Source organism: Halogeometricum sp. S3BR5-2 (assembly GCF_031624635.1).
Classification (GTDB): Archaea; Halobacteriota; Halobacteria; order Halobacteriales; family Haloferacaceae; genus Halogeometricum; species Halogeometricum luteum.
Genome location: NZ_JAMQOQ010000003.1, coordinates 249,334 through 271,865 on the forward strand (window position 1 = coordinate 249,334; position 22,532 = coordinate 271,865).

16 protein-coding genes are annotated in these 22,532 nt (G+C 65.6%); 8 read left to right on the forward strand and 8 right to left on the reverse strand.

Features of this window, described 5'->3' with window-relative positions; translation table 11 throughout:
• Positions 1-110: 110 nt before the first annotated feature.
• Both NDI79_RS13140 and NDI79_RS13145 read right to left on the reverse strand, forming a co-directional pair.
• On the reverse strand, positions 111-3,380 hold the full coding sequence (locus NDI79_RS13140; protein ID WP_310928964.1) for a PQQ-dependent sugar dehydrogenase: 3,270 nt from the start codon (positions 3,378-3,380) through the stop codon (positions 111-113).
• 248 nt (positions 3,381-3,628) lie between these two features.
• Positions 3,629-5,473 carry a class I SAM-dependent methyltransferase gene (locus NDI79_RS13145; protein WP_310928965.1) on the reverse strand — a complete coding sequence of 615 codons (1,845 nt, stop codon included), beginning with the start codon at positions 5,471-5,473 and terminating at the stop codon, positions 3,629-3,631.
• A 144-nt stretch (positions 5,474-5,617) separates the two neighbouring features.
• Here NDI79_RS13145 and NDI79_RS13150 point away from each other — a divergent pair, with 144 nt between their 5' ends.
• Entirely contained in the window at positions 5,618-6,886 is a 1,269-nt protein-coding gene (locus NDI79_RS13150) for a glycosyltransferase family 4 protein (RefSeq protein WP_310928966.1), read from the forward strand.
• A 579-nt stretch (positions 6,887-7,465) separates the two neighbouring features.
• On the opposite strand, the gene NDI79_RS13155 is transcribed toward NDI79_RS13150, so the two are convergent.
• Together NDI79_RS13155 and NDI79_RS13160 are read right to left on the reverse strand one after the other, a co-directional pair.
• Positions 7,466-8,752, reverse strand: a complete 1,287-nt coding sequence (locus NDI79_RS13155) for a sulfatase-like hydrolase/transferase (RefSeq protein WP_310928967.1) — start codon at positions 8,750-8,752, stop codon at positions 7,466-7,468.
• 74 nt (positions 8,753-8,826) lie between these two features.
• A complete protein-coding gene (locus NDI79_RS13160) occupies positions 8,827-9,381 on the reverse strand; it encodes a metal-dependent hydrolase (protein ID WP_310928968.1) in 555 nt (184 codons plus the stop codon).
• A gap of 585 nt (positions 9,382-9,966) precedes the next feature.
• Between NDI79_RS13160 and glmM the strand changes: the two genes are divergently transcribed.
• Together glmM and aglF are read left to right on the forward strand one after the other, a co-directional pair.
• Positions 9,967-11,292 carry a phosphoglucosamine mutase gene (glmM, locus tag NDI79_RS13165; protein ID WP_310928969.1) on the forward strand — a complete coding sequence of 442 codons (1,326 nt, stop codon included), beginning with the start codon at positions 9,967-9,969 and terminating at the stop codon, positions 11,290-11,292.
• Between the two features lie 279 nt (positions 11,293-11,571).
• Complete coding sequence (aglF, locus tag NDI79_RS13170) at positions 11,572-12,351, forward strand: UTP--glucose-1-phosphate uridylyltransferase AglF (RefSeq protein WP_310928970.1); 780 nt, start codon at positions 11,572-11,574, stop codon at positions 12,349-12,351.
• A gap of 165 nt (positions 12,352-12,516) precedes the next feature.
• Here aglF and NDI79_RS13175 read toward each other — a convergent pair whose 3' ends face one another.
• The 4 genes from NDI79_RS13175 to NDI79_RS13190 form a co-directional block, all read right to left on the reverse strand.
• Complete coding sequence (locus NDI79_RS13175) at positions 12,517-12,906, reverse strand: hypothetical protein (RefSeq protein ID WP_310928971.1); 390 nt, start codon at positions 12,904-12,906, stop codon at positions 12,517-12,519.
• Positions 12,907-13,089: 183 nt separating this feature from the next.
• A complete protein-coding gene (locus NDI79_RS13180) occupies positions 13,090-14,385 on the reverse strand; it encodes a nucleotide sugar dehydrogenase (RefSeq protein ID WP_310928972.1) in 1,296 nt (431 codons plus the stop codon).
• The gene (gene wecB, locus NDI79_RS13185; protein ID WP_310928973.1) at positions 14,382-15,506 is read right to left on the reverse strand and encodes a non-hydrolyzing UDP-N-acetylglucosamine 2-epimerase; all 1,125 of its coding nucleotides are present in this window, start codon (positions 15,504-15,506) and stop codon (positions 14,382-14,384) included. Before wecB ends, NDI79_RS13180 begins: the two co-directional genes overlap by 4 nt.
• Before the next feature lie 516 nt (positions 15,507-16,022).
• Positions 16,023-16,301 (reverse strand): PadR family transcriptional regulator, encoded by a 279-nt coding sequence (locus tag NDI79_RS13190; RefSeq protein ID WP_008385592.1) that lies wholly within the window; start codon positions 16,299-16,301, stop codon positions 16,023-16,025.
• Between the two features lie 346 nt (positions 16,302-16,647).
• On the opposite strand from NDI79_RS13190, the gene NDI79_RS13195 reads away from it, so the two are divergent.
• From NDI79_RS13195 to NDI79_RS13215, 5 genes are all read left to right on the forward strand, one after another.
• On the forward strand, positions 16,648-17,184 hold the full coding sequence (locus tag NDI79_RS13195) for a DUF7344 domain-containing protein (RefSeq protein WP_310928975.1): 537 nt from the start codon (positions 16,648-16,650) through the stop codon (positions 17,182-17,184).
• Between the two features lie 445 nt (positions 17,185-17,629).
• Positions 17,630-18,247 (forward strand): DUF7344 domain-containing protein, encoded by a 618-nt coding sequence (locus tag NDI79_RS13200; RefSeq protein ID WP_310928977.1) that lies wholly within the window; start codon positions 17,630-17,632, stop codon positions 18,245-18,247.
• A gap of 512 nt (positions 18,248-18,759) precedes the next feature.
• Positions 18,760-19,932 carry a sugar phosphate nucleotidyltransferase gene (locus NDI79_RS13205; protein ID WP_310928978.1) on the forward strand — a complete coding sequence of 391 codons (1,173 nt, stop codon included), beginning with the start codon at positions 18,760-18,762 and terminating at the stop codon, positions 19,930-19,932.
• Positions 19,933-19,934: 2 nt separating this feature from the next.
• A complete protein-coding gene (gene glmS, locus NDI79_RS13210) occupies positions 19,935-21,752 on the forward strand; it encodes a glutamine--fructose-6-phosphate transaminase (isomerizing) (RefSeq protein WP_310928979.1) in 1,818 nt (605 codons plus the stop codon).
• 279 nt (positions 21,753-22,031) lie between these two features.
• Entirely contained in the window at positions 22,032-22,520 is a 489-nt protein-coding gene (locus tag NDI79_RS13215) for an ArsR/SmtB family transcription factor (protein WP_310928980.1), read from the forward strand.
• Positions 22,521-22,532 lie beyond the last annotated feature (12 nt).

Sequence of the window (22,532 nt, forward strand, 5' to 3'; positions counted from 1 at the left end):
CGACGTCGAACGGATGTTTGCGCTGCCCCCACACCGCTCGACCCGTATCCGTCCGCACTCGACACCGGCGCGTCCGCCGTTCGAGCGAGCGGGGGAGACGCCCGTCCGGTTTACGCCCGCCGGCGCGCGAACGCGGCGGCCCCGAGGAGCACCGAGAGCAGCGCCGCGACCGGACCGAACCCGGGCGTTCCCGAGTTCGTCTCGCCGGTCGGAGTCGACTCGGCGCCGGCTTCGACCGCCGTGTCGGTCGCGTCGCCGGTTGACGCGGCCGTCTCCGCGCTTCCGCCGTCGCTCTCTCCGGCACCGGTCCCGCTGCCATCAGCGGTCGTCTGAGCCGTCGATACCGACGATCCGCCGTCGTTCTCGACCGATTCGTTCGCGGTCGTCGCGTTCGTGACCGTCACGTTCCCGACGACCCCGCCACCGAGCGACAGTTCGTGGGTCCCGGGCTCCTCGAAGGTGTGCGAGAGCGTCACCGTCTCGCTGGCTCCCGCTTCGAGCGAGAGTTCGCGGGCGTCGACCGTCTCGCCGTCGACCGTGAGGTTGACGGCGGTCGTGCCGTCTGCCTCGCCGACGTTGTCGACGACCGCCGAGGCGTTCACCTCGTCGCCGACCGACGCGTTCGTCGCGGAGAGCGTCGCGTTCGATAGCTCGAAGGCGGCCGTCCCGTCGCTCTCGGCGTCCCCGGCGTATCCGCCGCCGGAACCGCCGTCGTCGCCGTCGTCTTCACTGTCTGCGTCGTCGGACCCGCTCTCGTCACTCTCGTCGTTCTCGTCGCTCGGATCGTCCGAACTTCCGCCGCTCGGAGCGCCACCGCTCTGGCCGTCTGACGCCTCGTCGTCGGGTTCGGCGTTCGCGCCGCCGTCGGTGCCATCGCCGTCGTCACCCGCGCCGTCGTTACCCGCATCATCGCCACTCGCGTCGCCGACGTCAATGTTCACGTCGACCGTCGCCGGAGCGGACTGCCCGCCCTCGGTGTCGTTGACCGTGAACGCGAACGAGTCGGTGCCCGACGTGGCCTCCGTATCGTACGTGACGGTCCCGTCGTCGTTCGCCGTCGCGGACCCCTCCCCTGCGCCCTCGACTATCGCGACGCTCGACGGGTCGACTCCGTCGCCGTCGGGGTCGGTCGCGTACTCGGTCACGTCGACGGTGACCGCTTCGCCGGTGTACTCCAGCGCGGGAATCTCCCCGACTTCGGGCGGGGCGTTCTCCTCCACGACGCCGCCGCACGTCCCCACTTCGGCGTACTGCGCGGTCAGCGTCGCGTCGGCGTCCGGGACGGTGTACGTCCGGTCCGAGTCGGTCTCGCCGTCGCTCCAGCCGTCGAACTCGTAGCTCGTCCCCTCCCGACAGACCGTCTCGGGGGCCGACAGACTGTGTCGGTACCCGATCATGCTGTCGAACGTGTAGCCGCCGTCGGCGGTCGACTCCGGCACGCCGCCGACGCTGACGTTGACGCCCTCGGGTTGGCTCGCCAGCGTGACGTCGACCTCCTCAGGTTCGATGGTCACCGACTTCGTCGTCCGCAGTCCGTCGGAGTCGGTGGCGGTCACGTTGACCTCGTAGGCGACGACGCCGGTCGTCGCGTGACCCGTCGCCGGCACCGTGTACGTTATCGACTCGCCCGTCTCGGACGTCTGCGGGTGTCGGTGCGTGTTGTGGGCGAGGCTGACCTGCCACTCGATGTCCTCCCCCGAGAGCCGTCCGTCCTCGACGTCGGTCACGTCGGCCGACAGCGTGACCTCTTCGCCCCCGCGGGCGGTCACGTCGCCGGCGGGGTCGAGCGTCATCTCGGGCGCGCCGCCGACGGTGACCGGTGTGGGTTCGGAGTCGACCGCCGTCGTCCCGTCGCTCACCTCGACGTAGGCCTCGTAGGACCCCTGCTCGTCGTACGTGTGTGAGACGCTCACGCCGGTCGCCGTCTCGCCGTCGCCGAAGTGCCACGTGTAACTCAGGTCGTCGCCCTCGGGGTCCGACGCGCCCGCCTCGAACGCGACGTCGAGGGGTGCGGCGCCGCTCTCGGGCGTCGCGCTCGTCGACTCGACTCGCGGCGCCTTGTTACCGGACTCGTAGACGTAGCGGACGATCTGTCCCCGCCCCAACTGCGACCCGTAGAGGGCGCCGTCGGGGCCGACCTTCGTCGAGACGAGCGCGCCCGTCCGGTCGTCGAAGTTGTACGGGCCGGCGACGACTTCCGTCCCGTCGTCGCTCAGCACGAGGTACTTGATCAGTCGGTCGTTGTAGTCGCTGTAGAACAGGACGTTGTCGTATTCGTCGGGGAACATATCGGCGCCGTAGACGGGGCCGACGGTGACCGCGGCGCCGTAGCCGTCGCCGGACGGGTCGTCGTTCGGACCGCCGGGCGTCTCGCCGTGCAAGTACGAGAAAATCGGGTCGTCGTACGCCGGGTCCTCGCAGACCCCCTCGCAGTCGGGCCAGCCGTAGTTGGCGCCCTTCTCGCCGAGGTGGATGTCCTCCGCGGCGTCGTAGCGGTTGTTCCCCCCGACCTCGCCGATGTACAGTTCGCCGTTCTGCGCGAAGTTGATTCGATACGGGTTCCGGAGGCCGTAGGCCCATATCTCCCCGAGCGTGTCCGGGTCGCCGTCGCCGGCGAACGGGTTGTCCTCGGGGATGGAGCCGTCGGGATTCAGCCGGATTATCTTCCCGTCGGGTCGCGAGAGGTCCTGCGCCCACTGGGCGTTGTCGTACTCGTCGCCGGTTCCGACGTACACCTTCCCGTCGGGGCCGACGTCGACGCCGCCGCCGAGGTGACAGCAGGCGATGTCCGAACCGGTGTGTATCTCGTTTCGCCAGAGCACCTCCCGACTCGCGGGGTCGGCGCGACTGGTCGTTCCCCCGTCGTTCTCGACATGGGTGAATCGTGCGAGGACGTTCTCGGGTTCGCTGTTCGCGGCGTCGGCCGCGTCCGGGTCGTCGAGGCGCGAGTAGTAGACGTAGAACTCGCCGCTCTCCTCGAAGTCGTTCGCCAGCGCGATACCGAGGAGTCCTCGTTCGCGATTGGACTCGACGCTGTCGATGTCCCGCAGGTCGAGGTACGTCTCGTACTCCTCGGTCTCCGGGTCGTAGACGAGTATCTCGCCGCCTTTCTGGATGACGAGCATCCGCCCGTCGGGCAGGAACACCGTCTCCATCGGCTGGTTCAGTCCCGAGATGACCGTCTCCTTGCGGAAGGAGTCGCCGTCGGCCGCCCACTCCCCGGAGCCGTCGCTACCGCCACCGCTCGTGTGGTCGCCGTGCGCCGCGGCCCCCCCGGCGGCGAAGACGACGCCTGCGGTGACCGAGGACGTGAGCGTGACGAACGCCAGCAGCACCGCAACCGCCTGTCGCCTCGCGCCTGAACGGGTTGTAAGTTGCACTGCTCTGTGTTGCGACAAGGATTCTCCCCTCAAAGTTAGCCACGATAATCTCGTTCGGTCGAATTTCGTCCCGTTTTTCATCGTGAATTTATTCAAAAAATGACGAACTAACAGTGACAGGCTGAAAATATAACCAACACAAAGAATTTACCTAACTCGACAAATTGGCGAATACTGAACACTTCTTCCGGAAGTCGAGGTGCTGGCGTCTGGGAGGCGAAGCGCCCCGACACGACTCGACCCGTGACTCACTCCACCGTGCCGTCGAGCAGGTGCGTCAGCGCCATCACGTACGAACCCACCTCGTAGGTTCCCTTGTACTGCTGGTCGCGCCACCCGTTCGTGAACTGGCGGTTGTCCATCCGGCCGTCCGTCGTCACCTGCCGCATCGGGACGCCGATACCCGACACGTCGACGAGGTCCCGTCCGGTCCCGTTCGTCTCGAATATCCACGCCATCGCGCGGCCCGCATCGCGGGTGTACTCCTCCTCGCCGCCCGCGGCGTAGTAGTGGGCGACGGCGTTGACGAAGAACGTCTGATGACACTCGTAGAGGTAGTGCCAGTACGGCGTTCCGCCCGTGAGTTTGCCGCGCAGTTCCCCGTACAGGCGGGCGTGCAGGGGCCAATCCTCCCAGACGAACGCGCCGTCCTCGCGCATCCGGTTCTCGACGGTGTAGTCGAGAACGTCCTCCAGGTCGCCGAGGTAGCCGGTCTTCCCCGTCACCTCGATGGCCCGCGCGACGGCCCAGCAGGTGTACATCTGGTTCTGGTGGCGGCGGGTGGTGTGGTTGTCGAAGCCGTACAGGCCCTCGGGGGTCCGGCGGTCGGATATCTCCCAGAGACCGCGGTCGACGAACGCCTCCACGCGTTCGTCGTCGGGGACCGCCTCGTGGAGGTACGTCGCGCCGTAGAGCGCGAGGCTGTCCTCGGCGTGGTCGAACTCGACCGTCTCGTCGGCGTGGTCGAATAGGGTGCGCGCGGACGCGAGGTACTCCCTCTCCCCCTCGTCATCGAACACGTCCGCGGCCATCGCGTACGCCGCGAGGAGCGGACCGACCCCGTAACTCGGCATCGCTTCCGGGAGTTCCCCCGACTCGATGCGCTCGTCGAAGAACTCGAACTCGCGTCGAATCTTCGCGTCGTACTCGTCGGTGCCGAGCGGAGAGGTCCGCCAGTTCATGACGCCCATCAGCGCCATCGGGGCGTAGCGCCACTCCTGACTCTCGTCGCGCGACCACGTCGGGGAGCCGTCGTCGTCGAACTCGTATTTCAGCGCGCGGATGATGCCGTCGTCCACCTCGTCCCAGAAACCGTCCTCGGCTGTCGGCCGGAACAGCGCTTCTAACCCCCGTTCGAGGTACGATTCGTACTTCATCGGACGCGCGGCGAGGACGATGTACGACGCCCGCCGCCACATCTCTCGCTCCGTCAACTCCTCCGAGAGGCGTTCGGCGGCGTCGACGAACCGCTCCTGGTACCGGTCGGGAAGCGCGTTGACGCCGAGGTGGAGTTTGCGGGGGTACTGGAACAGCAGGTCGAAGTCGGCGAGGTGCCAGTCCGGCGAGACGACGTCGAGCGCCTCGTCGGGTTCGTAGAAGCGGTTGTCCCCGTTGGCGGCGTACGGCGACCGGGGCGTGGGGACGGAGAAGACGTAGAGGCCGTCGGGCTTCGTGACCCGGTGTACCTCCTCGGTGAGGCCCGGCACGTCGAGGAACTTCCAGTCGTACGGGCCGATGGAGACGGCGCCGTCGAAGTGGTCGTCGGGGAACGGCAGGTTCGGGGCCTCGGGTTCGGTCACCTCGTAGGCGTCCACGGCGTCGCCGAGCACCTCGCGCGCGGTGTCGCTCGCGGCGGCCGAGAAGTCGAGTCGGGTCACGTCGTCCGCGTCCAGCGTGGCCGTCACCGTCGACTCGGAGGCGACGTCGAGCACCCGGTCGCGGTGGCCGAGACGCTCGACGGCGGCCAGACGCTCCGCGTCCCGAAGGTACTGCATGTTGGGACCGACGGGTGGCTGTTTCACCCACCGCTTGAGCCGGCGTTCTCGGGCGTCGTGCGACTTCATCGTCTCGGAGGAGTGAGCGGATTCTGACATGGATGTCCGACCGCGTGACGGCGGCGTATATTGGAGACACAGACGAGTCGAACTTAAGTATACGGCGACGAACGCCCCGACCCGCCCGTCGCCGGGGACGCTGCACAACGTTTTATTCCTCCCCACCCCAGGCCTGAAGTAGCGATGCGCATCTGTATGCTCCTGAACGCGGTCTACCCGACAGACATCCGTCTCGCCAAGGAGGTGAAGTCGCTGACCGCCGACGGACACACCGTCTTCATCCTGTCGGAGGCCGACGAGGGGCTTCCCGACCGGGAGGAGGTCGGGTCGGCGACCGTCATCCGTCGTCCCTTCCAGGCCGCCTACGCGGGTCTCGACGGCGCCGTCGCCGGCGCGCGCACTCTCACCACCGGCGTCGTCGAGTCGTGGATGCGAGCGCTGGACGACGTCGTCCCCGAAGAGGGAATCGAGGCGCTTCACGCGCACGACCTCCCGATGGTTCACACCGCCCTCGCCGCGGGAGAGCGACACGGTATCCCAGTCGTCGCTGACCTCCACGAGAACTGGCCGGAGGCCGTCAAGCAGTACCGCCGAGGGAGTTCGCTCGGGTCGCTCACCAACCTCCGATATCTCGCCGACAGGGTGACCCGCCCGGTGTTCCGCTGGAAGCGGATCGAACGCGACGCCGTCCGGAGGGCCGACCGCGTCGTCACCGTGACCGACGAGGCGGCCGACCACTACGTCGAGAACTGCGGCGTCGACCGCTCGAAGGTCGACATCGTCTCGAACTACGTCTCGATGGACACGTTCGGCGACGCGGACCTCCGAGACGTGGGATTCGAAGACGAGTTCGTCGTCTCCTACGTCGGCACTCTCGGCGGTCCCCACCGCGGCCTCGACGCGGTGGTCCGTGCGATGCCGGCCGTCGTCGACCGCGTCCCGAACGCTCGGCTCCTCGTCGTCGGTAACGGCGAGGAGTACCGGTGTCGCCTCGAATCCCTCGTCTCCGAACTCGGCGTCGGCGATCACGTCACTTTCACGGGTCGTGTTCCGTTCGACGACGTCCCGTCCTACATCGCCGCCAGCGACGTCTGTCTCGTCCCGCACCAGTCGACCGGCCACACCGAGACGACGGTTCCGCACAAGCTGTTTCAGTACATGGCGATGTCGCGCCCCGTCGTCGTCACCGACGTGGCCCCCCTCCGCCGCATCGTCCGGGAGACCGACGCCGGAATGGTCGTCCGACCCGACGACCCCGCGGGGTTCGCGCTCGCGTTCGTGGAGTTGGCCGAGGACGAGACGCGCGCGAGAACCCTCGGGCAGAACGGTCGTCGCGCCGTCGAGAGGACGTACAACTGGGAGCGGACGGGCCGGACGCTCCGCGAGTGTTATCGGAAGCTGTCGGACGTCTCGGACGAATCCAAACGGAGCACCGAACTCTCGACGGTCTGATCCCGCCGAACGCCGCCGCTCACGGTCTGGAAGTTCTCAATTCTCAAAAAGCGGCGTGACGGTGGACCACCGCGGTCCGCCGAGCGTCTGGCTGGCGAACCGAGACTGAGTGGTTAGTGGTGGCGAACCGCGAGGTCCGACCGTCCGGCGCGTGGTAGGCTGTCAGCGGTGGCTCGCCTCGGCCGAGTGACGGTCGGTCGAGCGAGCGGAGCGGTGATGACGGTTGAGGCTCGTTTTGTTGGCGGTACGGTGGCGGCCCCGGTCGAGGTGGCGAACCCGACGGGGGCCGGCCGGATGGCGCGGCGACCCACCGCACGGGGCGAGCGTTCGCTCCCGGCTAGCGGGCCGACCGTCCGAGCTCGCGGACGTGGACGAACTCGGACGGCCGACCCGCCGACTCCATCCCCCCAAGCGTTCTCGGATTCGATTTGTTGCGCCATCCATCAGGTTAGTAGCGTGTTAATTACAAATAGCTTTCGGTGAAAAATAGTAGAAATTAGTGAAATTCAGAAAGTAGATAACTTATTCGATATACAGTCAACTGGCCTCTCAAACCTTTATATTGGGTTTATCACTGCGTTAACTACGTGTTTTAGTCTCTATCGGCGAGCGTGCGGACGCCGAACTCCGCCGCCGATTCTCGACGAAGTAATCGAGCGCGTGCGAGAGGGCGCGGTGAACGGGGAGATTCTCGCCGGACCGGTCTCGGCGTTCGGCGGGGTCGTCGTTGTGGTCGAACAGCGTCTCTCGTCCGTCCGCCAGCCTTCGCGACAGCTTCCACCGACCGTTACAGACCATCGCGGCCGCCGGGGCGGCCCCCGCCGCGGCGAACACTTGGCGTTCGGTCACGCGTCGCCCCGTGAACGAGCGGAGGTCCGAACCGCCGCGCTGTGCGGCGCGTTCGACGCCCGCGGCGGCGGCGAGCGTCGGCAGCACGTCGACGGACGACGCGGCGAACTCCACTCGCTCGGCGTCGAACCCCGGGCCGTGAACGAACAGCGGAACGCGGACCGACTCCTCGTAGAAGTCCCCGCTGGTGTCGTACCACCGGCCGCGTTCGCCCAACGGACAGCCGCCCGTCCCCGTGAACGCGGTCACGGTGTCCGAGACGTCGAGGCGCGATTGAATCCCGTCGAACAGGCGGCCGACGTGACGGTCGAGGTGTTCGAGTTCGCCGCGGTAGAGCGTCTTCAGCGTCGCCCGTTCCTCGTCGGTCAGCGCGTCGGGCGCGCTGGCGGTGGCGTAGCCGAGTTTGGTCGCGGTCCGGGGGTCGATTCCGTCGCTCGCGGTCCCCTCACGCGGAACGTGCGGGGCGCGCGCGGTGTCGTAGTGCACCCACAGGAACCGCGGACCGGACGTCTCGTCGAGCCACGAGAGCGCGCGCTCGGTCACGTCTGCGGCGGAGTGGGCGGGAGGGGCCGCGACCCGCGTCCCGAACGACGACCCGATCAGCCGGTCGGCGGACGCCAGCGGTCCGCCGAGCACCGTCTCGTCTGCGATTCGTCGGTGGGCGCTCGCGCGGAGTCGTCCCGAGACCGTCCGGTCCGGGGATTCGTCGGGAGCCTCGAACCCCCAAGACGAGCGTACCTCGTCGGGACGCCCGTGGAAGAGGCCCGTCTCCCAGCCGGCGTCTGCGAGGGCGTCCACGAGCGTGGGACCCCTCCCGCTGTCTTCGGTGGGGTGGGTGCCGGTCAGTATCGCTCGAAGCGTCGATTCGTGGTCGGGAGAGCTGGTGTACGCTCGCGAGAACACCGTCGCGTCACCCGCGAGACGGGCGAGAGCGGGGAGCGCGGCGTCGACCCGTCCGTCTTCGGTGCGGACGTGGTCGCGGCGCACTGCGGAGGCAGTGACGAGGACGACGTGCATTTCGGATTCTTATACGAAATAGAGAATATTATACTTAGCGCAAGTTCAGAAATTACTGAATGGTCGGTGCGGAATCAGCTCGCGGGCCGAATGAGCCGGCGGCGTACGGCGTTCCAAGCCGCCGCCAGCCCGGGAGCGCCGTCGAGGAGCCACCAGACGACGACGAGAGCGGCGAAGAGCAACTCGGAGACCAGTTGGCCGTCGATCCGCGCGCTCAGTATGTACTGAATGATACCGACCGAGGGCTCCGACCCTCGCACGGGCATCAGAGGCCAGAGGAGGAAGGTGAGGTCCTCGACTCGGCCGGACAGGATGCTCCGATAACTGTCTCCGACCAAGTGCGAGTAGTAGCCGATGGCGAAGGCGGCCCCGCCCGGTAAGTCGTACCGGCGGAGCAGACCGGCGACGACGAGCACGATGGCCGTCCCGAAGAACAGCGAGTGGGCGAGCGTCCGTCCACCTGGCAGTACGTGTAACGACCACCCGAGCGGTTTATCGATCAGGTCGGGCGTCTGCGAACCGAGTACCGCGAGCAGGACGCCCGGCCACTCGGGGGCGAGTCGGTAGCGGAGGCGCACGTACGAGGAGTAGAGGACGTACGCGAAGGCGAGGTGTCCCCAAGGCCACATCGTGCCACCCTGCGGGCCGGGCGGATAACTACCTGTCGGTCCGTTCGAATCCCGTACCGCTCAACGGTGGCGCGAGTCGCCGTCGGCCGAGTTGATTAACACGAGTCATAGTCGTAACCGGACCCGAAATCACCTCCTACGGCGGTTCGTGCCCTATCCTGTTCGAAAATTAGTCCGGCGCTTAGCTGGAAAATCGAGCGATAATCCTCACTAGGTCCGACCGAACCGGAGCGCACCCGCAGAGACGAGAGCGCCGACCAAGCAGTGGCGGAAGCCACGCGACTCCCACCGTTAGCGGCGGCGGTGGACCCCGACTCGCCGGACGACCTCATGGGGGGACGGACATGCACGGGTCCACCTCGTTTCGCGATAGGATAGGAGGTGGCGGTTCACAGCGACGCCCGTCTGGAGGTCATCGCCGCCGCGGACGTACCGGCGCCCGACGGCACCGAAACCGACTCCGAACCACCTCCGAGCACGATTCTGACGGGTTTCGATTCTTGTTCCCTGTACTCGCGTACCACGCTAACAGCTCCCGCTTTAGGTGACACATACCAATGCGATTACCCCGGCTGACTGCCTCATATGTTTGGAACGAGCGGTATCCGCGGACCCGTCGGTGAGACGGTGACGGCGGACCTCGCACTCCGTATCGGACAGGCTCTCGCCGTCGACGCCGAGCGGGTCGTTCTGGGTCGGGACGCGCGCATCACGGGGGACGTTCTCGCGGACGCCCTCAGCGCCGGACTCCGCGAATGCGGGGCCGACGTGGTCCGCGTCGGCGTCGCCGCGACGCCGACCATCGCGCGGAGCGTCGAGTGGTTCGACGCGGACGCGGGCGTCGCGGTCACCGCTTCGCACAACCCCGCGCCCGACAACGGTATCAAACTCTGGACGCAGTCGGGGCAGGCGTTCTCGCCCGCTCGGAACGACCGAATCGAAGAGCGGGTGACGTCGGGCGGTCTCGCGCCCGCGGAGTGGGACGCTCTCGGTCGCGAGTACGCCGAGACGGGCGCCGTCGAACGACACACCGACGCGGTGGTCGACGCGTTCGAGACGATGGAGGGGGTCGACGCCGTCGTGGACCTCGGAAACGGGACCGGTCGCGTCACCGTCGACGCCCTCTACGAGTTGGGCGCCACCGTGAACACACTCAACGCACAACAGGACGGGACGTTCCCCGCGCGCAAGAGCGAACCGAACGCCGAGACGCTTACGGCGCTTCGACAGACCGTCCCCGCGACCGACGCGGACTTCGGTATCGCCCACGACGGGGACTCCGACCGCATGGTCGCCGTCTCAGACACCGGGGCGTACGTCCCCGGCGACGCCCTCCTCGCTCTCTTCGCGCGCGACGTGGTTTCCGAAGGCGACTCCGTGGCCGTCCCCGTCGACACCAGCCTCCTGGTCGCCGACGTGGTGGCCGAGGCCGGCGGCGACGTGACGTACACTCCCGTCGGTGACGTGTTCGTCGCGGAGGCCGTCTCCCGACCCGGGTTCGCCTTCGGCGGCGAACCGAGTGGCGCGTGGATCTGGCCCGACCAGACGCTCGCCCCCGACGGGAACTACGCGGCGCTCCGCCTCGCGGACCTCGTCCGCCGGAAGGGGCCGCTCTCCGAACAGGTGGCCGACCTGGACGTCTCCCGCTATGCGACCCGCCGGCTGAACCTCTCCGTCGACGATAAGGAGGGGGCGATGCGGACGCTCGGCGACGCGCTCACCGCGGCCTACGAGGACGCCGATACGACCGACGGGGTGCGCGTCGAGACCGACTCGGGCTGGTTCCTCGTTCGCGCCAGCGGCACCGAACCGCTGATCCGCGTGACCGCCGAGGCGCGCGCCGAGTCCGACGCCGACGAACTGGTCTCGGAAGTGAGAAGTATCATAGAACGCGAAGGAATCGGGTCCTGAGCGGCCACAATCCTCCGCCTAACCCTTTCAGGAGTCACGTATTTCTCCCTTTGGCATAATACTATTTATAACGTTATAGCCCATCCGTCTCAGTGTTCAGGCTACGCAGTCGCATTTCGGATGCTCCCGACTCGCTGCCGCGACGCGTTGCCCGAACGACAAGCTATCTGCCTGTAACCCGTTGGCACGGGTTCGACACCGCACATTGGCGGGACGGCGCGGGGGGCCGCGCCGCTATCCGCCGTATAACAATCTACGTTCTAGTCCTGACTGTAATCGATGAAAGCAGTCGTACTCGCCGCCGGCAAGGGGACGCGTCTCAGGCCGCTGACGGACGACAAACCGAAAGCGCTCGTCGAAGTCGACGGGAAGCCCATCCTCCAGCACTGTCTCGATTCGCTGTGCGAACTCGACGCCGAGGAGTTCGTCTTGGTCGTGGGCCACCGGAAAGAGCAGATCATCGCCCGCTTCGGAGACGAGTACCGCGGGGTCCCGATCACGTACGCGCACCAGCGCGAAGCGCTGGGTCTCGCGCACGCGGTCCTCACGGCCGAGGAGTACATCGACGACGACTTCATGCTGATGCTCGGGGACAACGTCTTCGATGCGAACCTCGACGAGGTCGTCGCCCGGCAGCGCGACGACCACGCCGACGCGGCGTTCCTCGTCGAAGAAGTGCCGTGGGAGGAGGCCTCCCGTTACGGCGTCTGCGTCACGGACGACCGCGGCGACATCACCGAGGTCGTCGAGAAACCCGACGAACCCGAGTCGAACCTCGTGATGACGGGCTTTTACACCTTCTCGCCCGCCATCTTCCACGCCTGTCACCTCGTCCAACCATCCGACCGCGGCGAGTACGAACTCCCCGACGCGATAGACTTGCTCATCCGATCCGGTCGGACCATCTCGGCCGTCCTCTCGGAAGGCTGGCGAGTCGACGTCGGCTACCCCGAGGACCGCGACCGAGCGGAGCGACTCGTCCGCGGCGAATCCGGCGAGGCCGACGCCGAACCCGACCGGGAAGGGAGCGTGTCGGAGGTTCAGACCGAAGACGACTGAACCGCCGCTCTCGCGCCTCCCGTTTTCTCCGCCGAGATTTCTAGCTCGAACCAGTTCCCGGACGCGCGGCTCCGATGGAAGCATTTTGTATTGGACGGCGGGTGGGGCGTCGTCGGGACGCCGGCCCACACACCACCGTGTCCGTTGTTGTGGACGCCGCGCGCTTCAGGCCACGCGATCGCCGTCGAGGAACGCCGCCGCGGGTCCCTTGATACGGACGTCCATCAGGCTGCCGACGATTCGGTACTCGCGAGGCTCTTCCGACACCGCGTCCTCGGCGCTCCGGCCGAGACCCGGGAGGTCCGCGTCGTCGGCCGACTCGATGACGCCGTCGACAGTCGCCTCGAAGGTGGCGACGCTGTCTCCGGTCGGTTGAATGGTGAGATACTGTTCTTCCCCGGCTTCCCGGGTGTCTTTCGTCTCCGAGACGTCTTCCGTCCCCATCGTCCCCGGCGATGGAGTCCCCACGGAGTCCGCCTCGAAGAGATTCTGCCGCATCAGTTCGTATTCGACCTCGGATCCGGCATCCGAGCCGTTATCGCTGTCACATCCCATACCCGTTTCTCTGCTATTAACGAAATAAGTCTTGTGGTAAAATCGCTACGGATACCGCTGAAAGTGGCGTATACGGGTCTTTCAGAGTTTCTTGAATAGCGAAGAGAGGGGAATATTCACTTCGGGGTAGACTGTTTTTTAATCAAGTATTATCGAAATAACCGATCCGAAAAACCGCCGCGCTCAGATTTCGACGTACTCGAAGCCGGCGTCACGCCAGGCTTCGCCGTCGAGCAGGGAGAACCCATCGAGGACGACACGGCCGTCCATCAGCTCGGCCGCCTCCGCGGGGTCGATGTCGCGGAAGACGTCGTGTCCCGCCGATACGACGGCGGCGTCCGCGCCCGTCAGCGCCGTTTCGAGGTCGACGAGGTCTATCGCTTCGTTGTCCACGTGGGGGTCGTGGGCGCGGACGTCCACGGTGTTCTGAGCCGCGTGGCCGCCGTCCGCGGCGGCCGTACACGCCTCTTCGATGTCCGAGGCGGTGAGTCGCTCGACCAGTCGCAGACCGGGGCTGTGACGCGCGTCGTCGACGTTCCCCTTGTAGGCGACGCCGAGGACGGCGACGGTGGTGCCGTCGAGTCCCCCGAGTTCGCCCTCGAGCAGTTCGACCACGAAGTCGACCATCCCGTCGTTGACGCGGCGAGCGCTGGCGATGAGGTCCAACGAATCGGAGAACTGTCCGAGGAACCAGGGGTCGATGGGGAGGCAGTGACCGCCGACGCCGGGTCCGGGGTTGAGAATATCGACTCGGGGGTGAACGTTCGCCAGTTCGATGGCGTCGCGCGAGCGGATGCCGTAGTCGCCAGCCACGCGCGCGAGTTCGTTGGCGAACGCGATGTTCACGTCCCGGTACGCGTTTTGTGAGAGCTTCACGAACTCGGCCGTCGTCGCGTCGGGTGCGCGGTGGATGTCGCCCTCGACGAGCGGTTCGTACAGCGCGATGGTCTCGTTGGCCGACCGCTCGTCGATACCGCCGATGATTCTGTCGTTGTGGATCAGTTCGTGGGTGATGTTTCCGGGGAGGACCGTCTCCGGGCAGTGCGACAGCGAGAAGTCCTCGCCGGGCGTCAGGTCCGACGCCGCGAGGATGGGGGCGAGCACCTCCTCGGTCGTTCCCGGAGGAACTGTGGATTCGAGGATAACCATATCGCCTTCGCGGAGGTGCTCCGCGACGGTCCGACCGGCCATCTCGACGTACGCGAGGTCGGCGCGCTTGGACTCCTCTTCGTAGGGCGTCGGCACGCAGATGATGTGACAGTCGGCCTCGACCACCTCGTTCGAGGGTTCGAAGCCGGCGTCGAGGGCGTCGAGCACGTACTCGCGGAGGTCCTCCTCCGTGGTTCGCGGTTCGCCCGCCCGAAGGTCCTCGACGAGTCTCTCGTCGGGGTCGTAGCCGACCACGTCGTGACCGTTGTTCGCGAACAGTGCCGCCGTCGCCAGTCCGATATAACCGATTCCGTGTACACAGATCTTCATGTGGGGACCTCCGCCGCATCGGGCTCCGTCCCGGCGGCGAGCGTGTCGAGTATCCGTTCGGCCGCTCGACCGTCACCGAACGGGACGTCCCAGTCGGCGGCTTTTCCGAGCATCGTCGACCCCGCCTCGACGACATCGTCGGGGTCGAGTCCGGCCAGACAGTTCGCGCCCACGTAGGCCGTCTCGGGGCGCTCCGTGCTGTAGCGCAGCGTCACGCACGGCGTTCCGAGGATGCACGTCTCCTCTTGGACGCCGCCGGAGTCGGTGAACGCCAACGCGGCGGCCGACTCCGCGCGCAGGAAGTCGAGGAAGTCGAGCGGTTCGACCGCTCGAATCTCCTCCGGCACGGAGAGGTCGAATTCGTCGAGACGGGAACGTGCGCGCGGGTGAATCGGGTAGACGACTTCGCGGTCGGTCTCCCGGGCGAACCGGGAGACGCCTTCCAGCAGTCGCGCGAAGTTGTCCGGGTCGTCGACGTTCTCCGCGCGGTGGGCGGTGAGGAGGTAGAACTCGCCCTCTTCGACGCCGAGTTCGGCGAGAGCGTCGCTCTTCTCGGCGGCGAGTTCGCGGTACTCGTACAGCGAGTCCACGATGGTGTTTCCGGTGACGACGATACGGCCACCGACCGACTCGCGTTCGAGATACCCTCTCGTCTCCTCCGTCGGAGCGAAGAGGTACTCGGAGACGTGGTCGGTCACCACGCGATTGACCTCCTCGGGCATGTCGCGGTCGAAACTCCGCAGACCCGCTTCGACGTGGCCGACGGGAATATTCGACTTCGCGGCCGCGAGGGCACCCGCGAGCACCGAGTTGGTGTCTCCCTGCACGAGAACGACGTCCGGAGCGTGTTCGTCGAGGACGTCCTCGACGCCCTCGAGCATTCGACCGGTCTGCTCGCCGTGCGAACGCGAGCCTATCTCGAGGTTGTAGTCCGGTGCGGGGAGTTCCAACTGATCGAAGAACACCTGGTCGAGGTCGTCCGAGTAGTGTTGTCCGGTGTGGACGAGCAGGCAGTCCACGCCGCGGCGGTCACACGCCTTGATGAGGGGCGCGCACTTGATGATTTCCGGCCGCGTTCCCAGGACGATAGCCACCTGCGATAGCCCGCCGTCGGCCGTCATCGACGACCTCGGACCGGATGTCGGACGCACGTGGCGCCGACCTCGGTTCGTTCGACCGCGTTCCTGTGAGTGTTCATGTATCGTTCTCTACCCTAGCGGCGTCCCGTACACGCTTTGTTATAGGGAACCTGTACGCGCAGAGAACACTCGGAATCGCGAGACTACGGCTCCGAGGCGACGTTCCGCGCTTTTTTCGTCGACTCCCGTCCGACCTCCGTCCCAGCGGCGCCCGGGACGGTCGTCGGCTTCGACCGTCCGAACGGCGTTTCGACGCCATCCGGCGTCGAACCCCATCGGTTTGGAGACTCGCGGAGATGACGCTCCCGGTCGCATCGAGTGGGGCGGCGCCGTGCGCTCTGCGGTATCGCGCATGCGACTCGCTCGAGAAAGGCTATCGAGAGCGGATACTGTCGAGGAATTCCGCGAAGCGGCCGTCGTTCGAACGCGCGGCTACGGGACTACGTTCGGTCGGCAGTACAGGAGTGGGGTCGTCGCGCCGGATCGTTCGTGCCGGCGCTACTCGTCCAAGGAGACGTACTGATTCTCCCATCGTCGCCGCTCTCGGATGGCTTCCTCGCCCGTCTCGGAAATCGTGTAGTAGTTCGTGCGTCTGTCCTGTTGACCTTTGTCGACGAGACCGTCCTCGACGAGCGCGTCGAGGTTCGGATACAACCGACCGTGGTTGACTTCGCCGACGTCCTTGCCGATTCGCTCTTTTATCTCCTGACCGGACGGACGGTCGGAGCCTGCGATTACGTACAGGAGGTCCCGCTGAAAGCCTGTTAACTCGAACATCTCGGATTCGAGCCATCATTTGTCCCCATGTGGTATTGTTAGCCACCGGTATACGTTCGGTGTCCGTGTATTAACATCACTCCTAGGCTTCCATTTCCCCGGCTCAGTTCTATCTGTCGCCACCTCTAGGACTAATGACGGGATTTATTCCGGGGCGCTCAGACCGAATACATGCTCCAGTCGGCTGGCGCTCGGCATCGGTTCTCGGACGGAACACGGCCGGTAGGCGCCGCCGTAACGGCATAAGTAAGTCGATAACAAAGATACTGAGTCGAATACGTTCATCCGACGATTCGCATCGGCAGTCGCGGGCGCGCGGGATGAAACACGCCTGACACGAAATGAGATGATCAACCTATCCAAAGACGAGCTGTTCCGTATACTCAGTAACTCTCGTCGTCGCTACATCATCTACTATCTCCACGAGGCTGGAGACGAGATGAGCCTGAAGCAGCTGGCCGCCCGGATTGCGGCCGTCGAAAACGGCACATCGGTGGAAGATGTAACGGACGAGGAACGACAGCGAGTGTATATCTCGCTGTATCAGACGCATCTTCCCAAACTGGAGGAGGCAGGAATCGTCTCGTACGACGACGAAGAGCGCATCGTCGCGCTCACCGACGAGATCGCGAACGAGGGGTTCTTCTGGATGCAGACCGAGGACGATTCTCGGTCGTGGGCGACCTACTACGCCGCGCTCGGCGTTATCGGGTGGCTCGCCATCCTCGCGCGGGCGGTCGCAGTTCCCGTCTTCGCGATGCTCCCCTGGTTCGCTATCGCCGTTCTGATTTCGACCGCGTTGCTGGCGCTCGTCGGGGCCCAGTACGTCACCGAATCGAGCGGCGACGACGCCAGTAACTCCTTCGAGACGCTCATCGAGTGAACCCGGGTTGGTCGGACACCGTCCGACGACCGTCTCCTCGATAATTTTCTCATTATCTGTCACCACCTTTAGCCAGTGCAGTCGCTGCGACTCGGCTCCGACTCAACGACTGCGAAGCCGACGCTCGTGACGAATTTTGCCTCCTCGACCCGATTAACCCCTCGATTCGGCCACGTTAGTAACTCAATTTCTATTCAGTAGCTGATTAATCTCCAGAGAGTCAGTTTTAAAAAATACTCTCGATGCGCGAATGGAAGCAGATACTGCAACTGAAAGGCAGGTATATCAAGGACGCTGTAGAAGGTGTAGTTGACCTCTCGTGCGGGTCGAACCAGCGACGTTAGGATGCCACCCACCGCGGACCAATCGGGAAATATCAAATTAACCTGGTGGATGGCGCCGAAGACCGCCGCAACGGTACTCTCAGCGAGAGGGAGGTAGGCAGATGGCACTCGAAACACTCACCCAATCCGACGCGAAAGACGCCTCGACCTCAGAGGCGGACGCAGAGACCGAGCAGCAGGAACAACAGGAGGAAGAGGTTCAGGAACTCCTCTCGAAGGACACCATCTTCGAGCTTCTGAAGAACCAGCGCCGCCGCGACGCGATCCAGTATCTCAAGCAGAACGACGGCGAGGCCAAACTCGGTGACATGGCCGAGTTCATCGCCGCGAAGGAGAACGACATCGACATCGCGCAGCTGTCGTCGAGCCAGCGCAAGCGCGTGTACATCGGACTCTACCAGTGTCACCTTCCGAAGATGGCCACTTCGGGCGTCATCGACTTCGAGAAGAACCGCGGTGACATCACGCTGAAGCAGACGGCCGAACAGCTCGAACCGTACCTCGGCGACTCGACGCCCGAGACCGAAGACGCGACGACCGCCACGTCGCAGCGAAACGTGGCCGTCGCGGGAGCCGTCGGCGTCGGCGTCGCGGCCGGCCTCCTCGGCGTCCCCGGCTTCGCGCTCGTCCCCGACGCGGCGTGGGCGGTCGTGAGCACCACGGCGCTCGTGGTTCTCACCGCGATGGAGACGTACCGCCAGCACGAACTCGACGACTGACGACCGACTCCGATCGGTCGGCTCGGCACCCGTTTCTTCCATTTTTCCACGCTCTCCAGCCGAAGGGCTCGTCTCGCGCCGAGATGATTCGTTCTCTCACCGACCGACGACTCTGCCTCACGTCCCCTATTCTCGGGTGCTCTCCCCTAGGGGTTGTGACCGCGTTCCACCGCTCCTCGGGACTGGATAGCACTCCTCACCGCCTCGCACCGCTCGCTCGCTCGTTTGCTTCGACCGGTCCCGTTCGTTCTCCGTTCCGTTACTGTGTCTGACGGAGAACTGAGGCGTTAGATTAGATTAGTGACTAATTGTCTGCTATATCGGCTTCTCAGACACTCAAAACCCCGAATCAGGATGTGCATTCTCGCACCTCGGGGGCGATAACGGGCTATTGAGCGCGGAAAAACGCTGCCTATAACAATGCCCGTTCGGGGCATCACTGTGGATATGCCACTACGCTCCGCCCCGCCGAGCGGCACGACGCGGGTTCGCCCGTGCCGGGAGGTACGCGGATGAGCGAGATCCGAGAGGCGGTCGTCCTCGCAGCGGGTGAGGGCAAACGGCTCCGTCCGCTCACGAAGTATCTCCCGAAACCGATGATGCCGGTCGCGAACCGACCGGTCGTGGACTACGTCCTCGACGCGCTCGTAGAGAGTGGCATCGAACGCGTCGTCGTCGTCGTCGGCTATCGCGGGGATCGAATCCAGACGCACCTCACCGCGACGTACGACGGCGCGGACATCGAGTTCGTCCAACAGCCGTCGCGCCTCGGAAGCGGCCACGCGCTCATGCAGGCGGCCGACGCCGTCGACGGCGACTTCCTGGTCGTCAACGGGGACAGCATCATCGACACCGACATCGTGTCGTCGACGCGCGAGCGGTACGAGTCGACAGACTGCGCCGCCACCGTGGCGGTCGCACACTCGGATACGCCCGAGGAGTACGGCGTGGTCATCACCGACCGCGGCCTCATCGCGGACATCGACGAACATCCCGTCGAACGCGAGGGGTATCTCGTCAACGCGGGCGTGTACGCGTTCGATAGCTCGGTGTTCGACGCCCTCGAACGGACCGACCCGTGGCAGGGCGAGATCCGACTGACGGACGCCATCGAGCACTTGGACGGTCCGGTCACGTCCATCCTCGTCAACGGCGGCTGGCTCGACCCCTCGACGCCGTGGCAGTTGCTCTCGGTCTCCGAGACGCTGCTCGGACGGCAGTACGGATCCGACGTGTACGTCGCCGATTCGGCGCGCGTCCACGAGTCGGCCGTCGTCGAAGGGCCGGTCGTCATCGGCAAAGATTGCGATGTCGGTCCCGGTGCGGTTATCCGTCCGGGCACGTGTCTACAAGATAACGTCCATATCGGGGCCAACGCCGTCGTCGAGCGTTCCATCCTCTCGACGGACGCGCACGTGGGAGCGAACGTCCTCCTGCGCGACTCTGTCGTGGGGCCGGGCGCTCGCATCGGCGACTGCGTCGCCTCCCCGGGCGGACGAGCGGACGTCGTCGTCGACGGCCGCCTTTACACGGATCGACGAATCGGAAGCATAGTCGCCGACCGCGCCACGGTCGGTGCGAACGCGACGTTAACGGCAGGTAGCAGCGTCGGCGCCGAAGCCACCGTCGGTGCCGGCGTAGTCGTGGACGGAACCGTCCGCGAGAAGTCTGAGGTGGCAGCTTAACAATGTGTGGAATTACCGCGTGCATCGGGCAAGACGATTCGGTCGAACCGCTGTTGAACGGACTGCAAAAACTCGAATACCGGGGATACGACTCCGCCGGTGTCGCAGTCAAAAACGGGAGCAAGATACAACTGGACAAGAAAGTCGGCGAGGTGTCCGAACTGGTCGCGTCCATCGAGTCCGACCCCATCTCGGGTAACCTCGGCATCGGTCACACCCGCTGGGCCACCCACGGCGGCGTGACCGACGACAACGCGCACCCGCACACCGACGAGTCGGGTCGGGTCGCGGTCGTTCACAACGGCATCATCGGGAACTACCAGTCGCTTCGAAAGGAACTGGAGTCCCGCGGGCACGTCTTCGCGAGCGACACGGACACCGAAGTCGTCCCCCACCTCATCGAGGAGGAACTGAACAACGGTGCGACCGCCGAGGAGGCGTTCCGCTCGGCCATCGCTCGCCTCTCGGGTACGTACGCCATCGCCGCCATCGTCGGCGACGACGAGGCCATCTACGCGACGCGCTCGGGGTCGCCGCTCTGTCTCGGCATCGGGCCGGGGCAGTACTTCCTCGCCAGCGACGTCCCGGCGTTCGTCCAGCACACCGACCAGGTCGTCTACCTCCACGACGGCGACTTCGTCGCCATCGAACCCGACGGCTACGAGATAACCGACGGCGCGGGCCGCTCGGTCTCCCGCGAGGTCCAGCGTGTCGAGTGGAGCGCGGAGACGGCGAGCAAGGGCGGCTACGAGCACTTCATGCTCAAAGAGATACACGAGCAGCCCGGGTCGCTCCGCAACACCATCCACGGTCGGCTCAACGCGCTGACGGGGACCGTCGAACTCGACGAGTTCCCGCCGGAGTCGTTCGCGGACGTCGACCAGGTGCAGTTCGTCGGCATGGGTACCTCCTACCACGCCGCGATGTACGCCTCGTCGATGCTCTCCTCGCGCGGTGTTCCGGCGTACGCGTTCCAAGCCGGCGAGTACGGGCTGGTCCGACCGCCCGTCACCGAGGGAACGCTCGTCATCGCCGTCACGCAGAGCGGTGAGACGGCCGACACGCTCGACGCCATCCGCCGCGCGCAGAGCGCCGGAGCCGACACCGTCGCGGTCACGAACACCGTCGGTTCCTCCGTTACGCGCGAGTGCGACGACACGCTCCTCATCCGCGCCGGTCCCGAAATCGGCGTTGCCGCGACCAAGACGTTCTGTTCGCAGGTGACGGCGCTGTCGCTCCTCGGAGAGCGTCTCGTCGAGGACATCACCGGCACTCGGACCTCCGACGGCCGCGACCTGGTCGAGGCGCTCTCGCGGCTCCCCGGCCACGTCCAAGAGATTCTCGACACTTCCGTCGCGCCGGCGCTGGCGCAGGAACTCGAGGACAGCGACTCGTACTTCTTCATCGGCCGAGGCATCGGGCACTCGGCCGCGCTGGAGGGCGCGCTGAAGTTCAAAGAGATCACCTACGAACACGCGGAGGGCTTCGCCGCCTCGGAACTCAAGCACGGGCCGCTGGCGCTGGTCACACCGAACACGCCGGTGTTCGCGCTCTTCACCGGCTTCGAGGACGAGGCGACGCTCAGCAGTATGAAAGAGGTGCAGGCCCGCGGCGCCCCCGTCATCGCCGTCACGAGCAAGACGGACAGCGAGATAGCGGAGTTCGCCGACTACGTCCTCTCCATCCCGGAGACGCACCCCGACGTCGCCGGCATCCCCGCCAGCGTCCAACTCCAACTGGTCGCCTACCACGCCGCCGACCTGCTGGACCGACCCATCGACAAGCCGCGCAATCTGGCGAAGTCGGTCACCGTCCACTGAGCACCGAACGCGCATCGCCCATCGACTCGCTTCGGTCGCGGTGCGCACGCGGAACGAGCGGCTGTTTTTGACGATTGATTCGAACGTTTCCTCCGGACACGCAGAATAATGTGACGTTTAACGCCGAGAAGCCGTCTACAGCGGCCGCTCGCAGTTTTTGAAGTCAGTTCTCAACTTTGCGTAAGGGGAGCTTACGCCGACCGGTACGATCGTGCTACTTTTCCGAACCACCCGGTATGCTGTGATTACATAAGGGGGGTACTCTCGATAGATGCTCCTATGGCAGCGAGCACACATTGGGTCGCATCGTCGTCCCTCCTTCTCGAGGAGGTCGAAAGTGATGACCTTCTCGACGCACTCGGCGACGAAGTCGCGCGCGAGATTCTCGTCGCGGGTAAGGAAGGACCGGTCACGGCGGAGGAGCTGGCAGACTCCTGCGGCGTCTCCGAGTCCACCATCTACCGCCGTCTCGACCGCCTGAACGAACTCGGCCTCGTCGAGCGCTGCAATCCGCTTCTCAGCGCCTCGAAAGGCTCCTACCAGACCCGCATCGACGGGCTCTCCCTCTCGGTCGACGAGAGCGGTATCGGCGTCCAGCAGGGTCCCAGCGACTCCAAACTCGACGCGATGGAGACGGTGCTCGACGTCGTGGACGTCCAGCACGTGAACTACGACGCCGAGGAGGACCTCGTCGACGTGCAGTTCAAACTCGACCCCGAACTGTTCGAGACGTTCATGCGCGTCTACAGCAGAAAGCGCGACCGCTAGCTTCGGTCGAGC

Bases quoted from the DNA above. Each gene is read 5' to 3' on its own strand.
- NDI79_RS13145 (WP_310928965.1), bottom strand. From the start codon at position 5,473: ATGTCAGAATCCGCTCACTCCTCCGAGACGATGAAGTCGCACGACGCC.
- NDI79_RS13150 (WP_310928966.1), top strand. From the start codon at position 5,618: ATGCGCATCTGTATGCTCCTGAACGCGGTCTACCCGACAGACATCCGT.
- NDI79_RS13155 (WP_310928967.1), bottom strand. From the start codon at position 8,752: ATGCACGTCGTCCTCGTCACTGCCTCCGCAGTGCGCCGCGACCACGTC.
- NDI79_RS13160 (WP_310928968.1), bottom strand. From the start codon at position 9,381: ATGTGGCCTTGGGGACACCTCGCCTTCGCGTACGTCCTCTACTCCTCG.
- glmM (WP_310928969.1), top strand. From the start codon at position 9,967: ATGTTTGGAACGAGCGGTATCCGCGGACCCGTCGGTGAGACGGTGACG.
- aglF (WP_310928970.1), top strand. From the start codon at position 11,572: ATGAAAGCAGTCGTACTCGCCGCCGGCAAGGGGACGCGTCTCAGGCCG.
- NDI79_RS13175 (WP_310928971.1), bottom strand. From the start codon at position 12,906: ATGGGATGTGACAGCGATAACGGCTCGGATGCCGGATCCGAGGTCGAA.
- NDI79_RS13180 (WP_310928972.1), bottom strand. From the start codon at position 14,385: ATGAAGATCTGTGTACACGGAATCGGTTATATCGGACTGGCGACGGCG.
- wecB (WP_310928973.1), bottom strand. From the start codon at position 15,506: ATGACGGCCGACGGCGGGCTATCGCAGGTGGCTATCGTCCTGGGAACG.
- NDI79_RS13190 (WP_008385592.1), bottom strand. From the start codon at position 16,301: ATGTTCGAGTTAACAGGCTTTCAGCGGGACCTCCTGTACGTAATCGCA.
- NDI79_RS13195 (WP_310928975.1), top strand. From the start codon at position 16,648: ATGATCAACCTATCCAAAGACGAGCTGTTCCGTATACTCAGTAACTCT.
- NDI79_RS13200 (WP_310928977.1), top strand. From the start codon at position 17,630: ATGGCACTCGAAACACTCACCCAATCCGACGCGAAAGACGCCTCGACC.
- NDI79_RS13205 (WP_310928978.1), top strand. From the start codon at position 18,760: ATGAGCGAGATCCGAGAGGCGGTCGTCCTCGCAGCGGGTGAGGGCAAA.
- glmS (WP_310928979.1), top strand. From the start codon at position 19,935: ATGTGTGGAATTACCGCGTGCATCGGGCAAGACGATTCGGTCGAACCG.
- NDI79_RS13215 (WP_310928980.1), top strand. From the start codon at position 22,032: ATGGCAGCGAGCACACATTGGGTCGCATCGTCGTCCCTCCTTCTCGAG.